This is a genomic window from Martinezella rhizogenes (assembly GCF_007002745.1).
Taxonomy (GTDB): Bacteria; Pseudomonadota; Alphaproteobacteria; order Rhizobiales; family Rhizobiaceae; genus Agrobacterium; species Agrobacterium cucumeris.
In genome coordinates, this window is record NZ_SGNY01000002.1 from 1 (window position 1) to 16,325 (window position 16,325).

The 16,325-nt window shown below is 60.3% G+C and carries 17 protein-coding genes and 1 pseudogene; 12 read left to right on the plus strand and 6 right to left on the minus strand.

From position 1 onward, the window contains the following. The 5 genes and pseudogenes from EXN68_RS05490 to EXN68_RS05510 form a co-directional block, all read left to right on the plus strand. Positions 1-127, plus strand: a pseudogene (locus tag EXN68_RS05490) (S-(hydroxymethyl)glutathione dehydrogenase); the annotation flags it as partial. Positions 128-412: 285 nt separating this feature from the next. After that, positions 413-1,153: a hypothetical protein gene (locus EXN68_RS05495; protein ID WP_161991272.1), complete on the plus strand. Its 741-nt coding sequence runs from the start codon at positions 413-415 to the stop codon at positions 1,151-1,153. A gap of 106 nt (positions 1,154-1,259) precedes the next feature. Continuing rightward, complete coding sequence (locus tag EXN68_RS05500) at positions 1,260-1,523, plus strand: acyl carrier protein (protein ID WP_142839990.1); 264 nt, start codon at positions 1,260-1,262, stop codon at positions 1,521-1,523. Beyond that, positions 1,520-3,052 carry an AMP-binding protein gene (locus tag EXN68_RS05505; protein WP_142839991.1) on the plus strand — a complete coding sequence of 511 codons (1,533 nt, stop codon included), beginning with the start codon at positions 1,520-1,522 and terminating at the stop codon, positions 3,050-3,052. Before EXN68_RS05500 ends, EXN68_RS05505 begins: the two co-directional genes overlap by 4 nt. Beyond that, entirely contained in the window at positions 3,036-4,313 is a 1,278-nt protein-coding gene (locus EXN68_RS05510; RefSeq protein ID WP_161991220.1) for a type III PLP-dependent enzyme, read from the plus strand. The genes EXN68_RS05505 and EXN68_RS05510 overlap by 17 nt, the downstream gene beginning before the upstream one ends. Here the strand turns inward: EXN68_RS05510 and EXN68_RS05515 are convergent, their stop codons facing one another. The 6 genes from EXN68_RS05515 to coaD all read right to left on the minus strand — a co-directional run bounded on the left by EXN68_RS05515 (position 4,314) and on the right by coaD (position 9,598). After that, positions 4,314-5,471 (minus strand): aminodeoxychorismate synthase component I, encoded by a 1,158-nt coding sequence (locus EXN68_RS05515; RefSeq protein WP_142839992.1) that lies wholly within the window; start codon positions 5,469-5,471, stop codon positions 4,314-4,316. It abuts the gene before it with no gap. A 37-nt stretch (positions 5,472-5,508) separates the two neighbouring features. After that, complete coding sequence (gene tgt / locus EXN68_RS05520; RefSeq protein ID WP_003515541.1) at positions 5,509-6,639, minus strand: tRNA guanosine(34) transglycosylase Tgt; 1,131 nt, start codon at positions 6,637-6,639, stop codon at positions 5,509-5,511. Further along, positions 6,639-7,721 carry a tRNA preQ1(34) S-adenosylmethionine ribosyltransferase-isomerase QueA gene (queA, locus tag EXN68_RS05525; RefSeq protein WP_142839993.1) on the minus strand — a complete coding sequence of 361 codons (1,083 nt, stop codon included), beginning with the start codon at positions 7,719-7,721 and terminating at the stop codon, positions 6,639-6,641. The genes tgt and queA overlap by 1 nt, the downstream gene beginning before the upstream one ends. A 237-nt stretch (positions 7,722-7,958) precedes the next feature. Continuing rightward, positions 7,959-8,468, minus strand: a complete 510-nt coding sequence (locus tag EXN68_RS05530; RefSeq protein ID WP_065115822.1) for a peptidylprolyl isomerase — start codon at positions 8,466-8,468, stop codon at positions 7,959-7,961. A 36-nt stretch (positions 8,469-8,504) separates the two neighbouring features. Beyond that, entirely contained in the window at positions 8,505-9,074 is a 570-nt protein-coding gene (locus tag EXN68_RS05535; RefSeq protein WP_142839994.1) for a peptidylprolyl isomerase, read from the minus strand. A 29-nt stretch (positions 9,075-9,103) separates the two neighbouring features. Beyond that, positions 9,104-9,598 (minus strand): pantetheine-phosphate adenylyltransferase, encoded by a 495-nt coding sequence (coaD, locus tag EXN68_RS05540; protein WP_142839995.1) that lies wholly within the window; start codon positions 9,596-9,598, stop codon positions 9,104-9,106. A 437-nt stretch (positions 9,599-10,035) separates the two neighbouring features. Between coaD and EXN68_RS05550 the strand changes: the two genes are divergently transcribed. The 7 genes from EXN68_RS05550 to EXN68_RS05580 all read left to right on the plus strand — a co-directional run bounded on the left by EXN68_RS05550 (position 10,036) and on the right by EXN68_RS05580 (position 16,156). Continuing rightward, on the plus strand, positions 10,036-10,215 hold the full coding sequence (locus tag EXN68_RS05550) for a hypothetical protein (RefSeq protein WP_046798466.1): 180 nt from the start codon (positions 10,036-10,038) through the stop codon (positions 10,213-10,215). Between the two features lie 40 nt (positions 10,216-10,255). Then, positions 10,256-10,390 carry a hypothetical protein gene (locus tag EXN68_RS28065; protein WP_256367998.1) on the plus strand — a complete coding sequence of 45 codons (135 nt, stop codon included), beginning with the start codon at positions 10,256-10,258 and terminating at the stop codon, positions 10,388-10,390. A gap of 270 nt (positions 10,391-10,660) precedes the next feature. Next, positions 10,661-12,553 carry a peptidyl-prolyl cis-trans isomerase gene (locus EXN68_RS05560; RefSeq protein WP_142839997.1) on the plus strand — a complete coding sequence of 631 codons (1,893 nt, stop codon included), beginning with the start codon at positions 10,661-10,663 and terminating at the stop codon, positions 12,551-12,553. A gap of 16 nt (positions 12,554-12,569) precedes the next feature. After that, positions 12,570-13,613, plus strand: coding sequence for an anthranilate phosphoribosyltransferase (gene trpD / locus EXN68_RS05565; protein WP_142839998.1), 1,044 nt, complete (start codon positions 12,570-12,572; stop codon positions 13,611-13,613). 10 nt (positions 13,614-13,623) lie between these two features. Continuing rightward, positions 13,624-14,439, plus strand: coding sequence for an indole-3-glycerol phosphate synthase TrpC (trpC, locus tag EXN68_RS05570; protein WP_142839999.1), 816 nt, complete (start codon positions 13,624-13,626; stop codon positions 14,437-14,439). Positions 14,440-14,446: 7 nt separating this feature from the next. Next, a complete protein-coding gene (gene moaC, locus EXN68_RS05575) occupies positions 14,447-14,938 on the plus strand; it encodes a cyclic pyranopterin monophosphate synthase MoaC (protein ID WP_142840000.1) in 492 nt (163 codons plus the stop codon). Beyond that, a complete protein-coding gene (locus tag EXN68_RS05580) occupies positions 14,939-16,156 on the plus strand; it encodes a molybdopterin molybdotransferase MoeA (protein WP_142840001.1) in 1,218 nt (405 codons plus the stop codon). Positions 16,157-16,325 lie beyond the last annotated feature (169 nt).

Consider the following 16,325-nt stretch of genomic DNA (forward strand, 5'->3'; position numbering starts at 1 on the left):
CTGGTACATGGAAGGCAAGATCCAGATCGATCCGATGATCACACACGTGATGCCGCTCGAAGACATCAACAAGGGCTTCGAGCTGATGCACAAGGGTGAGAGCATACGCGGCGTCGTGGTCTATTGATCCGCCAATGACAGGAGGCGGGCGCGTTTGGCGCGCCTGCTTTCATGCAAACGTGATCGGCTCCGCCGCCTTGCAGCCCAGGCGATTAACGGGACAGTAAATCTATCGTCGTAAGCCAGTACTACGCGGCGAAGTTGAAAAATCTCTTTCCCCGGCCAGTTAACGCCAGATTGCGGAGAGCGACCCCTGAAAATCGTACCGATTGACAACGGAAACCGCGCCGCCGCCGTTGCCCTTTTGGCGAAAGGTTTCCCCGAAAAAAGCGAGGTCTTCTGGTCCCGCGGGCTGGCGCTTATCAGCGACCACCATGCGCGTCGGGAACTTGGTCCGATCGGGCAATTGCTGATGAAGGGTGAGAACGCGGAGGGCGTTCTGTTGACGATCAAAAGCCGCCTGCCCGAAACCGGCAGGATCGTCGCCAACCTGTCCAGCTGGTATGTCGAGCCTTCATGCCGGTGGTTCGCACCGCGCATGCTGCAAATGGCCTCCTCGTCCGAGGAAGAGCTGTTTACCGACCTCACCCCGTCTCCCGAAGCCTGCAAGCTGAACGAGCGGCTCGGTTTTCATACGGTGACGGAACACACGCTTTTTTATCCACTGCCGCTCAAGGCTCTGCGTCCCTCGGGCGCGCGGCTCAGCCCACTTGCCGCCGTGTCGGCCGATACCCTGCCGGCCGCAATGCGCGAGATGCTCGAAGATCACCTGCGGCTCGGCTGCATCGTCGCCATAATGCAGGCGGATGGCCATCACCATCCGCTGGTATTCTTGAAAACCACGACCAAGAAGCTGCCCTCCGCCCGGCTGATTTATTGCGAGGACCGAGAGGTAGCGCAAAGGCATATTTCCGCAATCGCCCGTCATCTTCTTGGCCGAGGCAGGCTTGCCCTGACCATGTCGGCACTTGATGGTGAGCGCAATGCCGGCGGGTTTGCCGCACATAAATTCGCACCTATACAAGTAAAAGGCGCATGGAACCCACATTTTATTAACGAAACATACTCAGAGTTGGTGTTATTGCCACCCTAGGTATTTTACTGAACCATAGCTGACCTGACAGGTTCTCGACCTTTATAGATAAAGCGTCATTCCGGGCAGGTTTTATGGGGAACAAACGGGACATCGGAGAACAAGCATGCTTGCCGCAAAGAAAAGCGAAACCAACGTTGCTGATACCATCTACTCCTATCTCTCGAACCGTTTTCCCGCCTATGCACCTTTTACCGACGATACATTGCTTCTCGAAGGCGGCGTGATCGATTCGCTCGGTTTTCTGGAATTGATGATCTTCCTCGGCGAGACTTTTGGCATCGTTCTCGATGACGAGCATTTCACGCCTGACAATCTCGGCACACCCGCCGATCTCATCGCCTTCGTCCTCAGGGAACGAAGGAAATGACACCCCATTTCCTGCTGCATCACCTGCTCACCGCCCAGGCGGCAAGCGACGATCAGGCCCTTGTCCATAAAGATATAGCCCTGACCTATCGGGAATTCGCGCAGGCGGCGAACCGCTGCGCGGCAGCCCTGCAGCAGGCCGGCGCAGAGCGCGGTGACCGCGTCGTCATTTTCCTGCCGCGCGGCATCGAGGAATGCTGGTCGATCTTCGGCGTCAGCATGGCATCCTGTGTTTTTGTGCCGGTCAACGCGCTGCTGAAATCACAGCAGATCCGCCATATCATCACGGATTGCGGCGCGAAAATAGTCATCAGCAGCAGGGCAATGCAGGAAGAACTCGGCGCAGCGCTGGAAGGCCTGCCGGATGTGAGCCTATTGCTGGCGGAAGATATCGAGAGCAGCACAAACGCACCTGCCCGCCCTTCGGCGGCAATCGGCGAGGACCTCGCGGCGATCCTCTATACCTCCGGCTCCACCGGCTCGCCGAAGGGCGTGATGCTGTCGCACCGCAATCTTCTGGCCGGCGCGCGCATCGTGCGGACCTATCTCGAAATTACCGCAAGCGACCGCATTCTTTCCCTCCTGCCCTTCAGCTTTGACTACGGCCTGAACCAGCTGCTGACGGCTGTGGAACAGGGCGCGACCACGATCATCTCCACCTTCCGGCTGGGCGACGATATCGTCCGCGATCTGCGCGACCATGCCGTGACGGGTCTCGCCGGCGTGCCGACCGTCTGGGCGATCCTGACCAGAGCGGCCCCGTCGCTCGCAAAGACGCCACTGCCGCATCTGCGCTACATCACCAATTCCGGCGGGCGTGTGCCGCAGGAAACCGTAAAAGCGCTGCGCGAAAAGCTGCCGGATACGAAAATCTACCTGATGTATGGTCTGACCGAGGCTTTCCGCTCCACCTTCCTGCCACCGGAAGAAATCGACAGCCGCCCGACCTCCATCGGCAAGGCCATTCCGGAATGCGAAATCTTCATCGTCACCGACAAGGGACAACGGGCAAAACCGGGCGAGCCAGGCATTCTCGTCCACCGCGGCCCGACCGTATCGCTGGGCTACTGGAACCGGCCGGAAGACACGGCAAAAGTGCTGCGCCCTCATCCTTTCACTCCAGCGGCGCTGGGCGGCGAAACCGTCTGTTATTCCGGTGATCTGGCGGTGGAAGATGAGGACGGTTTCTTCAGCTTCGTTGCCCGCAACGATGCGATGATCAAATCGTCAGGCTATCGCATCAGCCCGACAGAGGTGGAGGAAAGCCTGATGTCGACAGGGCTGTTCCAGCAGGTCGCCGTCATTGGTCTGCCGGACCCCTTTGCCGGTGAAAGGGTGCATGCCGTGGCAACCGCCGCCAATGAAAATATCGACGTTTCGGCAGCCCTTAAGAAAGCCGCCGAAATGCTCGCTCCCTTCATGATCCCGCGCGCCATCGAACTGGTCGACCGGCTGCCGGTCACCGCCAATGGCAAGGTGGATTACCGCGCGCTGGTGCGCGAACGGACGGACAATGTCGCCCACGGATAAAACCCAGAGCCACGGCCCGGCCCTTGCGGCTGCGCAATTTGCGGTCACTGACAATGACCTTGTCATCGGCGGGCTTGCGGTGCGCGATATCGTCGCCCAAACCGGAACGCCATGCTTCCTCTATGATGCCAGCGCCATGCGCCGTGCCTATCGGAACCTTGAAACGGCGCTCTCGGGCTTTGCCGATATCTATTATTCGGTAAAGGCCAATCCCCTGCCCGCCATTATCGCGCTCTTCCGGCAACAGGGCGCGGGTGCAGAAATCGCCTCCGTCGGCGAATATCGCGCCGCCATCAAGGCCGGCATCGCACCTGAGAACATCATCTTCGCCGGCCCCGGCAAGGGCATGGCCGAATTGCGCGAGGTGATCGAGGGCGGCATCGGCGAAATCCATATTGAAAGCGCCGAGGAAATCGCCCGCATCGAAGAGATCGGTAAACCGGTCAAAGCCTCGATCCGCATCAACCCCGTGCCGGATGCGCAGGCCGGCGCCATGCGTATGGGCGGCAAGGCCACCGCTTTTGGTTTCGACGAGGAAGAGCTGGAAAACGTCCTGCGGCTTTTCAGGGATGCCAGACATATTGATCTCGTCGGCGTGCACATCTATGGCGGCACGCAGATTCTCGACGCCGACATGCTTGTCTCCCAATGGCGACACGCCATTTCCCTTGCCGCACGCATGGCGCAAATGCTGGGCAGACCGCTTGAAACCATCGATCTCGGCGGTGGCCTCGGCATCCCCTATTTCGCCGGGGAAATGCCGCTTGATCTTGCAACGGTCAGCGCCGCCATTCCCGAACTCAAGGCGCTTGTGAAAGCGCATCCGCTGATAACCGACGCCCATATCATCGTCGAACCCGGCCGCTTCCTCGCCGGCCCCGGCGGCATCTATGTGGCGGAGGTAAATTCGGTGAAAACCTCGCGCGGCACCACCTTCGTGGTGACGGATGGTGGCATGCACCACCATCTGGCGGCCTCGGGCAATCTTGGCCAGATCGTCAAGCGCAACTATCCCATCGTCGCGCCCGCCAAGATGCAGGCAGATTACGACGAGACCGCAACCATCGTCGGTCCACTTTGCACACCGCTCGACACACTGGCCCGCAATACAGCACTGCCGAAACTGAAGGCCGGTGACTTACTCGCTATCCTGCAATCGGGCGCCTATGGCGCCAGCGCCAGCCCTGCGGGTTTTCTCAGCCACGCGGTGGCGAAGGAAGTGCTGGTGGAAGATGGTGTATTTGAAGTGATCGGACGCTGATCACCGCCGCAGCAACCTGTTCCCCACCGCGAATTTCGATTTCAGCAGACACTCGTCATATTCAGCTTCCGCATCGGAATCAAAGACGATGCCGCCACCGACATTAAAGACGGCGCGGCCGTTATCGAACAGGCTAAGGGTGCGGATCGTCACTGAGAACCGCATATCACCGTTAGGGGACATGAAGCCGATCGCGCCGCAATAGGCGTCGCGAGGGCCGGCTTCCAGCTCCCGCAGGATTTTCATCGCCCACATTTTTGGTGCACCAGTGACGGAACCGCAGGGAAACAGCGCGGCGAAGATGTCTTCCACCGTCACATCAGGCAGAAGCTTCGCCCTGACATGGCTGACCATCTGGTGCACCGTGGGATAAGTCTCGATATCGAACAGCCGCGGCACATGAAGGCTGCCGACCTCGGTGATACGGGAAATATCGTTGCGCAGCAGATCGACGATCATTCGGTTTTCGGCCAGCGTCTTTTCATCCGCCAGCATCGCCGCGATGATTGCCCGGTCCTCCTCCGCGTCCGCCCCGCGCGGTGTCGTTCCCTTCATCGGATGGGTTTCGATGAAACCTTCGCCATCGACCGAAAAAAACAGTTCCGGCGAGCGCGACAGGATGACCGGGCCGCCGAGATCGACCAGCGCGCCGTATTTCACCGGCTGGCGCTCGATCAGCGACCAGAAGGCAGTGAGCGGATCGCCGCTCCAGCGGGCAGTGACGGGCATGGTCAGATTGCCCTGGTAACAGTCACCACGACGCAGATGGTCGTGCAAGCGCGCAAAGCGCTTTTGGTATTCTTGGAGCGTCCAGGCCGGCACGGGATCGGAAAGAAACGCATCCGCATCCGACAGCGCGTCGGGGCGCGCAAACCGCCCCGCATCCGGCTGTGGGCCGGAAAAGACGCCGAAGGTCAGAAACGGTACATTACGAGGCTCGGCGGCAAAAGGCGCAAGCTTTGGTTCGAACAGGAAACCCGCCTCGTAGGACATATAGCCGGCAAGATATTTACCGGCCCGGCGCAGTTCCTCCATGCGCTTGAGCGCGGCGAAAAACGCCTCAGGCTCATCCGCGACGATGATCTCTTCCGGCTCGGCGAAGGCTGTCACCGTGCCGGTCGTGTCATCCCGGAAAAGAACGTAAGGCGCATGTGCCAAGGAAAGCGTCCGAAACAGGAGAAAAACTCGGGAAGAGTCAGATGGGGTCTATATCGCCCCGCGCCCACATTTCGATGGTTTCCGCATAAAAATCGGCGAAACGGCCTTCCTCGATCGACTTGCGGATACCCTGCATCAGCTCCTGATAATAGGCAAGATTGTGCCAGGAGAGCAGCATGCCGCCCAGCGCCTCGTTGGAGCGGGTAAGATGATGCAGATAGGCGCGGGAATAATCGCGCGAGGCCGGGCAGTTGGACTGCTCGTCGAGCGGACGCATGTCTTCGGCATGCCGGGCGTTGCGGATATTGACCCTGCCACGACGGGTAAAGGCAAGCCCGTGACGGCCGGAGCGGGTAGGCATCACGCAGTCGAACATGTCGATACCACGCGCCACCGATTTCAGGATATCGTCAGGCGTACCAACGCCCATCAGGTAACGCGGCTTTTCGGTGGGCAGCACCGGCAGGGTGATATCGAGCATGCCGAGCATCACATCCTGCGGTTCGCCGACGGCAAGACCGCCGACGGCATAACCCTTGAGATCAAGCTGCTTCAGCCCTTCGGCGGAACGAATGCGCAGATCCGGCTGGTCGCCGCCCTGCACGATGCCGAACATGGCCTTGCCGGGCTGCTCGCCGAAGGCGACGCGGCAACGTTCCGCCCAGCGCAGCGACATTTCCATGGCGCGCTCGATTTCCTTGCGCTCGGCCGGCAGCGCAATGCATTCATCGAGCTGCATCTGGATGTCCGAATCGAGCATGCCCTGAATTTCGATCGAGCGCTCCGGCGACATGTGGTGCAGCGAACCGTCCACATGGCTCTTGAAGGTCACGCCCTTCTCGTCGAGCTTGCGCAGACCGGAAAGCGACATGACCTGAAAACCGCCGCTGTCGGTGAGGATCGGATGCGGCCAGCGGATCAGCTCATGCAGACCGCCAAGACGCGCAACACGCTCCGGGCCGGGACGCAGCATCAGGTGATAGGTATTGCCGAGAATGATATCGGCCCCCAGCTCGCGCACCTGATCGAGATACATGGCCTTGACGGTGCCAACAGTGCCGACCGGCATGAAGGCGGGCGTGCGGATGACGCCGCGTGGCATGGCGACTTCGCCGAGGCGCGCGCCGCCGCTCGTGGCTTTCAGGGTGAAGGTGAATTTGTCGTGCATCAGTTTTTCCGGAACAACAGGCTGGAATCGCCATAGGAATAGAAACGGTATCCGGTTTCGATGGCGCGCCTGTAAGCGTCACGCATCGTTTCGAGACCGCAGAAAGCCGAAACCAGCATGAACAGCGTCGATTTCGGCAGGTGGAAATTGGTCATGAGCATATCGACGGCCCGGAAACGGTAACCAGGCGTGATGAAGATGCCGGTGGCATCGGACCATGGGTGGATAACACCATTCTCGTCGGCCGCACTTTCGATGAGCCGCAGCGAAGTGGTGCCGACGCAGATAATGCGCCCGCCCCGCGCCTTCACCGCATTCAGCCGGTCAGCGGTTTCCTGCGACACATGGCCGATCTCGAAATGCATCTTGTGATCGTCGGTATCGTCGGACTTTACCGGAAGGAAAGTGCCTGCCCCAACGTGAAGCGTCACGAAATGCCGCTCGATGCCGGCCTTGTCCAGTGCTTCGAACAGGTCAGGCGTGAAATGCAGCCCGGCGGTGGGGGCAGCGACAGCGCCCTTTTCACGGGCATAAATGGTCTGGTAGTCGGTCTGGTCCTGCTGGTCCTCCGGCCGTTTGGCAGCGATATAAGGCGGCAAAGGAATATGGCCGACCGAGGCAATCGCCTCGTCCAGAACAGGGCCGGACACATCGAACAGCAGCGTGATTTCGCCATCCTCGCCCTTTTCCTCGACGGTGGCCTCCAGATGGGCAAGGCCGCAGGCATTGTCGCGCTCATAACCAAACCGGATGCGGTCGCCTTCCTTGATGCGCTTGCCGGGGCGGGCAAAAGCCTTCCAGCGGGATTGATCGGTACGCATGTGCAGCGTGGCCGAAACCGCCGTCTCCGGCGCACCTTCACGCAGCCTGACACCTTCCAGCTGAGCGGGAATGACGCGGGTATCGTTGAAGACAAGCGCATCGCCGGGCCGCAGGAAAGACGGCAGGTTAAAGACGTGATGGTCCTCCATGCGGTTTTCATTCGGATCGACCACCAGCAGACGCGCACTATCGCGCGGGTTCGCCGGGCGAAGGGCGATATTCTCCTCGGGCAGATCGAAATCGAACAGGTCTACACGCATTGCAAGGGCTCTCGAAAATATCAAAACCCGCCTCGCAGCAAACTGCCGGCGGGTCGTTGTTGGTGAAGGGGCTTCCTCCCCTCCACGTCATCCTCGGGCTTGACCCGAGGACCCATGACGCTGGCGGGAATGGATCCTCGGGTCAAGCCCGAGGATGACGTCGAGTGCGAGGAACACTCCATCAGCAAAACATCCGCCCGCCCTGCAGTTCAGCAAGGCGGGAGAAACTCTTTAACCTCAAGCCGCCGAAGCAAGCTTCATGGAAACGATCGAATCGGGATCCTTCACCGGCTCGCCGCGCTTGACCTTGTCGATGGCTTCCATGCCTTCGATGACCTGGCCCCAGACGGTGTACTGCTTGTTCAGCCAGGGCGAATCGGTGAAGCAGATGAAGAACTGCGAGTTGGCGGAGTTCGGGCTCTGCGAACGGGCCATCGAGCAGGTGCCGCGAACGTGCGGAATGGCGGAAAATTCAGCCTTCAGGTCTTCCTTTTCAGAGCCGCCCATGCCGGCGCGTGCCGGGTTGAAGCTTTCCGAACCCTTCTTGCCGAACTTCACGTCGCCCGTCTGGGCCATGAAGTCTTCGATGACGCGGTGGAACACGACGCCATCATAAGCGCCTTCCGATACCAGTTCCTTGATACGGGCGACGTGACCCGGAGCAACTTCCGGAAGCAGCTGGATCACGACCTTGCCGGTCGTCGTTTCCATGATGATGGTGTTTTCCGGATCCTTGATCTCGGCCATGATTATTCTCCTCTGTTCGGGCTCTATTGCCCTACCTTACTTCTTGCCGACGGTGACCTTGATCATCCGGTCGGGGTTGGAAACTTCGCCGTTGCTGCCGGCGCCGCGCTTGATCTTGTCCACGGCTTCCATGCCGGATACGACCTTGCCGACCACGGTGTACTGGCCGTTCAGGAACGGGCCATCGGCAAACATGATGAAGAACTGCGAGTTGGCGGAATTCGGATCCTGCGAGCGGGCCATGCCGACCACACCGCGCGTGAACGGCGTCTTGGAGAACTCAGCCGGAATATCCGGCAGGTCAGAACCGCCGGTGCCGGCGCGCTGGGCGTTGAAGCTTTTTTCCATGTTGCCATACTGCACGTCGCCGGTCTGCGCCATGAAACCGTCGATGACGCGGTGGAAGGCGACGTTGTCATAAGCGCCCTTCTTGGCCAGTGCCTCGATCTGCGCCACGTGCTTGGGCGCGACTTCCGGCATCAGTTCGATGACGACGGGACCGTCCTTCAGCTGGACAGTGAGAAGTTCGGCGGCGGAAGCAATGGTGCTGGCGGCAAGCGCGCCTGCAAACATGGCGCCGGCAAAGGCAAATCGAACGAGTTTCATCGGATTGGCTCCAGAATGTGGGGCTGAAGTCAGCGCTTCAGCTTGGCGTTGAGGGCTTCAAGCACGGCTTTCGGCACGAAGGCATCGACATTGCCGCCCATGGCGGCGATCTGCCGGACCAATGTGGCTGTAATGGGTCGCGAAGATGTTCCAGCGGGCAGGAACACGGTCTGGATATCAGGCGCCATCTGGCGGTTCATGCCGGCCATCTGCATTTCATAGTCGAGATCGGTGCCATCGCGCAGGCCGCGCAGCAAAAGGCGCGCTCCGTGCTGGCGGGCGGCATCCACCACCAGATTGTCGAAGGAAACGACCTCCATACGCGCCGCCTCGGTGGGCAGCTGTTCGGCAAGCGCCTGCTTTATCAGCGCCGCCCGCTCATCAAAGCTGAACAGCGGCGCTTTTCCGGGATGAATGCCGACGGCAACGATGACTTTCGACGCCACGTTCAGCGCCTGGATAAGCACATCCAGATGTCCGTTGGTCATCGGATCGAATGATCCTGGATAAAAGGCAATCGTCATATCGCTCTCAGATGGTGGGCGCGCTTCGATGCTGGGTATCATGTGCCCGCCTTTTGTCATGGAGAGCCACGCGGCGCAAGACATTATAACCGCGCAGCACAACCGGAGCTGTGCCGTGAACCCGCGATGAATGGGCCGTTCAGTGCGGTTTCAGAGCTATTTTGTTTAAATGCACAACATCGGGAAACCGAAACGCCCCTCACCCGTTAAGCATCCGGAGAATTGAAAATGCTGGCCTTCATGATCGTCCTTTCGGTCATCGCATCATTCGCTGCCGAGTATCTTTTTCTCGAATGACGCCCTTAGCCAGTTTCCTGAACGCCAGATGAACAAGCCATTCAAGGAAGTTTCACAGGCGCGATGCTAATCGATTTTTACGATTGACGCGGAACATGTTGAGGCATGGCGCGTTAAGAAAGAACCAAAGGAACGGACAGATGTTTGTAAGAGAAAAACAGTCTACTTCGGCGAAAATCAGCGTCATCAGCACCGCCTGGACAGTACTGGTTATCGCAATGGTAGCAACGACGTTTAGCCTTTATGAGCAGAAGCCTGAAGCCCAGGGACCGGACTATCCGCAGCTGACCGCCCGTTACCAGTATATGAATTATTACTGATAACGGGGCCAATTTCCTCGAAACGACCGGAGACGATATCATGTTCACATTTCTGACGATGCTTCTGGCCCTGATCAGCGTAATGTTCGTGACATCGATGATCTCCGTCATCGCCGAGATGCGGCGTGAAGACGAGGAATTCAAGGCGACGATCCGGCGCGACCGCGCTTTCTGAGTGCGGCGAACGGCCTTAACCGCCGGTTCAAAAACGATTCTTCGCAACCGCCTGGGCGCTCCGGGCGGTTTTATTTTGCGCCTCATTAAGGCGATGCGGCGAAGATGAAGGCGGAAAAACGTCGCTCCAATCACATAAGCGTTTTCAAAACCCCGTTTTTCCAAGGGAAATTCCCTTCAATTTCCGTTTGGATTGATTTAAGGAACGCCGATACGTTGCGGGCCGGAAGGCTGGCGACCGCGATGACGTTCCTGTGAGGTTTGCATAACGATGCTCGATTCCCTGAGAAATGCTTCTCGAACCCTGGCAGCCAAGCTGCTGCTTCTCCTGCTTGTTGTTTCGTTTGGCGTCTGGGGCGTCTCCGCATCGCTTGTCACCGCCAATTCCCACGCCGTCATGACGGTGGGTGACCAGACGGTCAGCCCGGAGGAATTCCGCCTCGCCTATCAGCGCCAGATTTCCGATCTCAGCCGCCAGTTCGGCACAAGGCTGACGACCGAACAGGCCAAGGCCTTCGGCATCGACCGGCAGGTCTTCAGCCAGCTTGCGGCAGGGGCATCGCTTGACGAGCTTGCATCCAAGATGAATCTCGGCCTTTCGGAAGATCGCCTTGCCAAGCTCATTGCCGAAGACCCGGCCTTCAAGTCGGTCAACGGCCAGTTCGACCGCAACCTGTTCAGCGAACGCCTGCGCAATTCCGGCTTCCGCGAGGACGACTATATCAAGGAACGCAGCAAGGTTGCCGTCAGAAGCCAGATTGTCGAAGCCGTCTCGGATGGCTTTACCGCACCGCAGGTGCTGGTGGATGCGCTGAAGCAGTATCGCAACGAGCAGCGCGCCGTCGATTACGTCATTCTTTCCAACGCCGTCATCCCGCCGGTCAAGGCACCGGGCGACGACGTGCTCACCCCGTGGTTTGAAACCAACAAGACGAAATATCGCGCCCCGGAATTCCGCAAGTTCACCTATGTTAAGCTGGAACCGTCAGACATTGCCGATCAGTCCTCGGTGACCGAGGCGCAGATCGCCGCCTATTACAACAGCCACAAGGACAGCTTCCGCACCGCCGGCCGCCGTACGGTTGAACAGCTGACCTTTACGGACAAGGAAATGGCTGCCGCGGCCGCCGAACAGATCCGCCTCGGCAACACCACCTATGATCAGGTGGTGAAGGATCAGGGCAAGACCGCTTCCGACGTGACGCTTGGCGAATTCACCAAGGATACCATCCCTGATCCGTCGATTGCCGACGCGGCCTTCGGCATCCAGAAGGATGGCGGCGTATCTGCCGTCGTTGAAGGCTCCTTCGGCCCGGTCATCCTGCGCGTCACCGGCATCAAGCCGGAAACCACCCGCACGCTGGATGAGGCCAGGGAAGATATCCGCAGGGATCTCGCCACCGCCGCTGCGGCGGAAGAAGTCACCAATGTGCACGACCGTTACGAGGATCTGCGCGCCGGTGGTTCGTCGCTTGCCGATGCCGCAAAGCAGCTGAACCTCAAGCCCGTCACCATTGCCGCCATCGATGCCGCTGGCCTCGATGAAAAGGGTGACACGGTCGAAGGCCTGCCCTCGCCGCAGCTGGCACAGGAAGTCTTCAAGACCGAACCCGGCACCGAAGCCCTGCCGATCAATCTCGGCCGCGAAGGTTACATCTGGTTCGATGTCGAGCAGATCATCCCCGCCCGTGACCGCACGCTTGCCGAAGTCCGCGACGATGTCGTGGCCGACTGGACGTCCGAGCAGCAGCGTACAGCACTGGCCGCCAAGGCCGACGAACTGAAGGCCCGCGTTGAAAAGGGCGAAACGCTCGAGGCTGTTGCCGGCGAGCTCAGCCTTGCCGTCGAGCAGAAATCCGGCCTGCGCCGCACCAGCGAGGATGCGATTTTCGGCCGCCAGACGATTGCCGCCGTTTTCTCCGGCGCTGAAGGCGTGGTTGGCACGGCGGCAGATGCCGATGGTTCCAGCCGCATCCTCTTCAAGGTCACATCGGTTGACACCAACGCCCCTGCCGACGCGCTTGCCAATGACGACCAGCAGTTTACCGCCATTGCCCGTGCAGCCGGCGACGATATGCTGGACCAGATGGTCAACCGTCTGCAGAACGACTATGGTGTGACCATCAATCAGGCCCTCGCCGATCAGGCGATGGTCGGCTTCTGACCGGGGGGCGGAAACCATGGCCGAACTGAAGCCGCTGATCGCCAAGGTCGCGAACGGAGAAAGCCTGAACCGCGAGGATGCGCGGACGGCCTTCGACATTCTGATGTCGGGCGAAGCCACCCCGTCGCAGATCGGCGGTTTCCTGATGGCGCTGCGCGTGCGCGGCGAAACGGTCGACGAAATCGTCGGCGCCGTTTCCTCCATGCGCGCCCGCATGCTGCCGGTCTCGGCCCCCGCCAATGCCATCGATATCGTCGGAACCGGCGGTGATGGCATCGGCACCTATAATATCTCGACACTGGCTTCGATCATCGTTGCCGGCACGGGCCTGCCGGTCGCCAAGCATGGCAACCGGGCGCTGAGCTCCAAATCCGGCACGGCGGATGCCTTGTCCGCTCTTGGCGTCAAGCTCGATATCGGTCCCGATCTCATCGCCCGCTGCATCGCAGAGGCGGGACTTGGCTTCATGTTCGCGCAGATGCACCACTCCGCCATGCGCCATGTCGGCCCGAGCCGGGTCGAACTCGGCACAAGGACGATTTTCAACCTGCTCGGCCCGCTCTCCAACCCGGCGGGTGCAAAGCGCCAATTGCTCGGCGTGTTTTCGCCGCGCTGGCTGGTGCCGCTTGCCGAAGTGCTGCGCGATCTCGGTTCGGAAAGCATCTGGGTCGTCCATGGCGATGGTATGGATGAAGTCACCACGACAGGCGTCACCCATGTCGCCGCGCTGGAAGATGGCAAGATCCGCACTTTCGATCTGACCCCGAAAGATTTCGGCGTCGACGTTGCGGCGATGGCTGATCTGAAAGGCGGCGACGGTATTGCCAATGCGGCAGCCCTGCGCGACGTCCTGTCGGGCAAGCGCAATGCCTATCGTGACGTGTCGCTCTGCAACGCGGCGGCTGCCCTTGTCATCGCCGGCAAGGCCGAAACATTGGGTCAGGCGATGACGATCGTCAGCGAAGCGCTCGACAGCGGTGCGGCGGCAGCAGCACTCGACCGTCTGGTCGCCGTTTCCAATGAAGCCGATGCCGCGCAGGCCGACCACAAGCAGGAATGAAAGCGAGACCATGAGCGACATTCTGAAAAAGATCGAGATCTACAAGCGCGAGGAAATCGCCGCTGCCAAGGCGAAGACCTCGCTGGCCGATCTCAAGGCCATGGCCGCTGACCAGAGTGCGCCGCGTGGTTTCTACAAGGCGCTCCGGGCAAAGCAGGCCGAAGGCAAGTTCGGCCTGATCGCCGAGATCAAAAAGGCCAGCCCGTCGAAAGGCCTCATCCGCCCGGATTTCGATCCGCCGGCGCTGGCTGCTGCCTATGAGGCGGGCGGTGCCGCCTGTCTTTCGGTGCTGACGGACAGCCCGAGCTTTCAGGGCGCACCGGAATTCCTGACCGCCGCCCGCAATGCCTGCGCTCTGCCGGCTCTGCGCAAGGATTTCATGTTCGAGACCTATCAGGTGCATGAGGCCCGTGCCTGGGGCGCGGACTGCATTCTCCTCATCATGGCATCGCTCTCTGACGACGAGGCCAAGCGCCTCGAAGACGAGGCTTTCGCACTCGGCATGGATGTGCTGGTCGAGGTGCATGATGCAGAGGAAACCGAACGGGCCCTGAAGCTCGCCTCGCCGCTTCTCGGCATCAACAACCGCAACCTGCGCACCTTCGAAGTCGGTCTCGAAACCAGCGAGAAGCTGGCGGGCCTCGTACCGGCCGACAAGCTGCTGGTCGGCGAAAGCGGTATCTTCACCTATGAGGATTGCCAGCGCCTCGAAAAAAGCGGCATCAGCACCTTCCTCGTCGGCGAAAGCCTGATGCGCAAGGATGATGTGACGGCGGCCACCAAGGCGCTGCTGACGGGCCAATCCGGCATTCTGGCAGCGGAGTAAATCCCCGATGAGCGAGGCCTCAAAGCTCACCCATCTCGATGCCAGCGGCGAGGCGCATATGGTCGATGTCGGCGACAAGGTGGAAACCATCCGTGTCGCCGTCGCCGAAGGCTTCGTGAAGATGAAACCGGAAACGCTGGCGCTCATCCGCGACGGCAACGCCAAGAAGGGCGATGTCATCGGCACCGCGCGCCTTGCCGGCATCATGGCCGCCAAGCAGACGGCCAATCTCATCCCGCTCTGCCATCCCTTGATGCTGACCAAGGTCGCGGTGGACATTACCGAAGATACCACCCTGCCCGGCCTGCGCGTCGAAGCCATGGTGAAACTGTCGGGCAAGACCGGTGTGGAGATGGAAGCGCTGACCGCCGTCTCCATCGCCTGCCTGACGATCTATGACATGGCCAAGGCTGCCGACAAGGCGATGGAAATCGTCAATATCCGCCTGCTCGAAAAAAGCGGTGGCAAATCCGGTGATTTTCGCCGGCAGGAGAGCTGAATGAAACCGCTGCTGCCCGTAGATGATGCCACACGGCGCCTTCTGGAAGCGGCGGTTCCTGTAACCGACAGCGAAACCCTGCCGCTTGCCGAATGTGATGGCCGCGTCCTCTCGGCCGATCTGGCGGCGCGCCTCACCCAGCCGCCTTTTGACGCCTCCGCCATGGATGGCTACGCGCTGCGCAGCGTCGATGCATCTGAAATCGGCTCAGTCCTGACCGTCATCGGCCAGGCGGCTGCCGGCCATGCCTTTACCGGCACTCTGGGTGAAGGCGAAGCAGTGCGCATCTTCACCGGCGCGCCCGTGCCGGAGGGAGCCGATACCATCCTCATTCAGGAAGATGCGGAGGTGCTGGAAGGCGGCAAGATCCGCACCACCTTCGAAGTCACCGCAGGGAGACACATTCGCCCGCGCGGGCAGGATTTTGCGCAGGGCGAAACGGTTCTGCAAGCCGGGCGCGAACTTGGCTTCACCGACCTGACACTTGCGGCGGCCATGAACCACGCCACGCTGGCTGTCTATCGCAGGCCGCGCATCGCCATCCTCGCCACTGGCGACGAACTGCTGCCGCCAGGCAGCACGCCGAACCCGGCCCAGATCATCGCCTCCAACACTTTTGGCGTCGCTGCCCTCGCCCGTCAGGCGGGGGCCGATATTCTCGACCTCGGCATCATCGCCGATGACGATACGCTGATCCGCGCCGCCATCGGCAAGGCTGTCGCAGCCAAGGTGGATGTGCTGGTGACGTTGGGCGGCGCCTCCGTCGGCGACCACGATCTCGTGCAGGCGGCATTGAAGGCGGAAGGCATGCAGCTGGATTTCTGGCGCATCGCCATGCGTCCCGGAAAGCCGCTGATGGTCGGCGCGATCGGCACCATGCAGGTTCTCGGCCTGCCCGGAAACCCGGTCGCCAGCCTCGTCTGCAGCCTGTTGTTTCTCGAACCGCTGATCCGCCGGATCGGCCGCCGCGTGCCTCTGCAACGCACAGCGACAGTCAGAATCGCAACGCCGCTGAAGGCCAATGACCATCGGCAGGATTATCTTCGCGCCCGTCTCCGCACCGACGACAGCGGTGAACGCGTGGCGGAAGCCTATGCCAAACAGGATTCATCGATGATGAACATCCTTGCCCATTCCGATGTCCTGATCATCCGTCCGCCGCATGCGCCGGAAGCACCGGCAGGCACGGAATGCCCGGTTATAAAGCTCAGGACCTGACGCCGCCGGATCGAAGTGGTCCTGAGAACGGCGCACCGTTTCAAAAGCGTGACAAATATCATGTCTATACCGGCGCAAACCGCGCCGTTTGGCGTTGAGACGACCAAATAAAAACTGTAAGATTCTTGTGTATAGACATAATCGGCGAAGTTTGCCGCCTATAGGTCAT

Excerpts from the sequence above, each read along its gene's own strand:
- EXN68_RS05560 (WP_142839997.1), top strand. The coding sequence starts at position 10,661 with ATGCTCGATTCCCTGAGAAATGCTTCTCGAACCCTGGCAGCCAAGCTG.
- EXN68_RS28065 (WP_256367998.1), top strand. The coding sequence starts at position 10,256 with ATGTTCACATTTCTGACGATGCTTCTGGCCCTGATCAGCGTAATGTTC.
- EXN68_RS05505 (WP_142839991.1), top strand. The coding sequence starts at position 1,520 with ATGACACCCCATTTCCTGCTGCATCACCTGCTCACCGCCCAGGCGGCA.
- trpC (WP_142839999.1), top strand. The coding sequence starts at position 13,624 with ATGAGCGACATTCTGAAAAAGATCGAGATCTACAAGCGCGAGGAAATC.
- EXN68_RS05510 (WP_161991220.1), top strand. The coding sequence starts at position 3,036 with ATGTCGCCCACGGATAAAACCCAGAGCCACGGCCCGGCCCTTGCGGCT.
- coaD (WP_142839995.1), bottom strand. The coding sequence starts at position 9,598 with ATGACGATTGCCTTTTATCCAGGATCATTCGATCCGATGACCAACGGA.
- EXN68_RS05500 (WP_142839990.1), top strand. The coding sequence starts at position 1,260 with ATGCTTGCCGCAAAGAAAAGCGAAACCAACGTTGCTGATACCATCTAC.
- moaC (WP_142840000.1), top strand. The coding sequence starts at position 14,447 with ATGAGCGAGGCCTCAAAGCTCACCCATCTCGATGCCAGCGGCGAGGCG.
- tgt (WP_003515541.1), bottom strand. The coding sequence starts at position 6,639 with ATGCACGACAAATTCACCTTCACCCTGAAAGCCACGAGCGGCGGCGCG.
- trpD (WP_142839998.1), top strand. The coding sequence starts at position 12,570 with ATGGCCGAACTGAAGCCGCTGATCGCCAAGGTCGCGAACGGAGAAAGC.
- queA (WP_142839993.1), bottom strand. The coding sequence starts at position 7,721 with ATGCGTGTAGACCTGTTCGATTTCGATCTGCCCGAGGAGAATATCGCC.
- EXN68_RS05580 (WP_142840001.1), top strand. The coding sequence starts at position 14,939 with ATGAAACCGCTGCTGCCCGTAGATGATGCCACACGGCGCCTTCTGGAA.
- EXN68_RS05530 (WP_065115822.1), bottom strand. The coding sequence starts at position 8,468 with ATGGCCGAGATCAAGGATCCGGAAAACACCATCATCATGGAAACGACG.
- EXN68_RS05535 (WP_142839994.1), bottom strand. The coding sequence starts at position 9,074 with ATGAAACTCGTTCGATTTGCCTTTGCCGGCGCCATGTTTGCAGGCGCG.
- EXN68_RS05550 (WP_046798466.1), top strand. The coding sequence starts at position 10,036 with ATGTTTGTAAGAGAAAAACAGTCTACTTCGGCGAAAATCAGCGTCATC.